Source organism: Mycobacterium sp. (assembly GCF_035499775.1).
GTDB lineage: Bacteria > Actinomycetota > Actinomycetes > Mycobacteriales > Mycobacteriaceae > Mycobacterium.
Window position 1 is genome coordinate 1 of sequence record NZ_DATJYB010000187.1, and the last position, 2,488, is coordinate 2,488.

Below are 2,488 nucleotides of genomic sequence, written 5' to 3' on the forward strand. Positions count from 1 at the left end.
CGACGGTGGAATGAATTTCGAGCTGACCGACGATCAGGAGCTGATCCGCCGGTCGGTCGCCGAGTTGGCGCACAAGTTCGACGACCACTACTGGATGGAAAAAGACCAGGCGCACGAGTTTCCGACGGAGTTTTACCGGGCCATCGCCGACGGCGGCTGGCTGGGCATGACGATTCCGACCGAGTACGGCGGCCACGGCCTGGGCATCACCGAGGCCACGATCCTGCTCGAGGAGGTCGCCAAATCCGGTGGCGCGATGAACGCCGCCAGCTCGATCCACCTGTCGATCTTCGGGATGCAACCGGTGGTGGTGCACGGCTCCGAGGAACTCAAGCGCCGCACCTTGCCACCGGTTGCGACCGGCGACGTGCACGTCTGCTTCGGGGTGACCGAACCCGGCGCCGGGCTGGACACGTCGCGCATCACGACGTTCGCCAAGCGCGACGGGGACCACTACGTCGTCAACGGCCGCAAGGTGTGGATCTCCAAGGCAATCGAATCCGACAAGATGCTGTTGCTCACCCGGACTCAGTCGTATGGCGAAGTGTCCAAGAAGACCGACGGCATGACGCTGTTTCTCACCGATCTGGACCGCAGCCGAGTCGACGTTCGTCCGATTCGCAAGATGGGCCGCAATGCGGTCAGCTCCAACGAGCTGTTCATCGACAACCTCGAGATCCCGGTCGAGGACCGAGTTGGCGAGGAAGGCAAGGGATTTCAGTACATACTGGACGGGCTGAACCCGGAGCGGATGCTGATCGCCGCCGAGGCACTCGGCATCGGGCGGGTGGCTCTGGAGAAGGCGGTGCGCTACGCCAACGAGCGGCACGTCTTCGACCGCCCGATCGGCATGAACCAGGGTATCCAGTTTCCGCTCGCCGACTCACTGGCCCGGCTGGACGCCGCCGAGCTGATGTTGCGCAAGGCAACCTGGCTCTACGACAACGGCAAACCCTGTGGGCGCGAAGCGAATACCGCCAAATACCTGTGCGCCGATGCCGGCTTCACCACCGCGGACCGGGCACTGCAAACCCATGGTGGCATGGGCTATTCGGAGGAGTACCACGTCGCGCGCTACTTCCGGGAGGCGCGGCTGATGAAGATCGCGCCGATCAGCCAGGAGATGATCCTCAACTTCCTGGGCACGCACGCCCTGAAGCTGCCCAGAAGTTACTGAGGACTAACGTCGAACGTGTGCTCAGTCCGAACATCTCGCGATTTTTGCGCACCCACTGCACGTTCGGCGACGAAGAATTGATCGGAGCGAATCATGCGTGAAACTGTCATCGTCGAGGCGGTGCGGACGGCGGTCGGGAAGCGCAACGGCGGTCTGTCGGGTGTGCACGCCGCCGACCTGTCCGCCGTCGTCCTCAACGAACTGCTGGAACGCGCCGGCATCGGCCCGGAGATCGTCGACGACGTGATCTGGGGATGTGTGTCCCAGGTTGGCGACCAATCCAGCAACATCGGCCGCTATGCGGTCCTGGCGGCCGGTTGGCCGGAGAGCATCCCCGGGACCACTGTCAACCGGGCCTGCGGTTCCAGCCAGCAGGCTCTCGACTTCGCGGTGCAGGCGGTGATGTCGGGCCAGCAGGATCTCGTCGTGGCCGGCGGCGTCGAAGTCATGAGCCGCGTCCCGCTCGGTGCAGCCCGGGCAACCGGGATGCCGTACGGCCCGAAAGTCCTTGCCCGCTATGACGATTTCTCCTTCAACCAGGGTCTGTCGGCGGAGATGATCGCCAAGAAGTGGGGGTTCTCCCGCAGCCGGCTCGACGAATACTCGGTCCAGTCGCACGAGCGGGCCGCCGCGGCCCAGGACGCGGGCGCATTCACTGACCAGATCGTGCCGGTGTTCCCCGAGGATCCCGAGTCTGATTCGCAAGTCGTCGTCGCGGACGAGGGCGTGCGGCGCGGCACCAGCGTCGAGAAACTGGCCGGGCTCAAGCCCGCGTTCGTCGAGGACGGCGTGATCCACGCCGGTAACTCCTCGCAGATCTCCGACGGCGCGGCCGCGTTGCTGGTGACCACCGCGGAGATGGCGCTGGGGCTGGGCTTGGAACCGATCGTGCGCTACCGCGCGGGAGCGGTCACCGGTGCCGATCCGGTGCTCATGCTCACCGGTCCGATTCCGGCGACCGAGAAGGTGCTGAATAAGGCCGGCGTGAACCTGGCCGAGGTGGGGGTCTTCGAGGTGAACGAGGCTTTTGCGCCGGTGCCGCTGGCGTGGATCGCCGAAACCGGCGCCGATCCGGCGCGGGTCAACCCGCTGGGTGGCGCGATTGCGCTGGGTCACCCACTGGGCGCGTCCGGCGCCGTGCTGATGACCCGGATGGTAAATCATATGCGTGACAATGGGATTCGTTACGGTCTGCAGACCATGTGCGAGGGCGGCGGCACGGCCAATGCCACTTTGGTCGAACTGGTGAACTAGCTCCGGGCACACCTTCTTTCGCACAGCCTCTTGCCAGCGCGGCCAAACCTACCTACT

At 65.0% G+C, this 2,488-nt stretch carries 2 protein-coding genes; both read left to right on the forward strand.

Annotation, left to right across the window (positions count from 1 at the left end; genetic code table 11):
• Positions 1-10: 10 nt before the first annotated feature.
• The gene (locus VML93_RS12595) at positions 11-1,177 is read left to right on the forward strand and encodes an acyl-CoA dehydrogenase family protein (RefSeq protein ID WP_325611002.1); all 1,167 of its coding nucleotides are present in this window, start codon (positions 11-13) and stop codon (positions 1,175-1,177) included.
• Positions 1,178-1,270: 93 nt separating this feature from the next.
• On the forward strand, positions 1,271-2,431 hold the full coding sequence (locus VML93_RS12600; RefSeq protein WP_325611000.1) for a thiolase family protein: 1,161 nt from the start codon (positions 1,271-1,273) through the stop codon (positions 2,429-2,431).
• The last annotated feature ends 57 nt before the right edge of the window (positions 2,432-2,488 follow it).

What these genes read in the sequence shown, in the direction of transcription:
- VML93_RS12600 (WP_325611000.1), top strand. Translation starts at nt 1,271, where the DNA reads ATGCGTGAAACTGTCATCGTCGAGGCGGTGCGGACGGCGGTCGGGAAG.
- VML93_RS12595 (WP_325611002.1), top strand. Translation starts at nt 11, where the DNA reads ATGAATTTCGAGCTGACCGACGATCAGGAGCTGATCCGCCGGTCGGTC.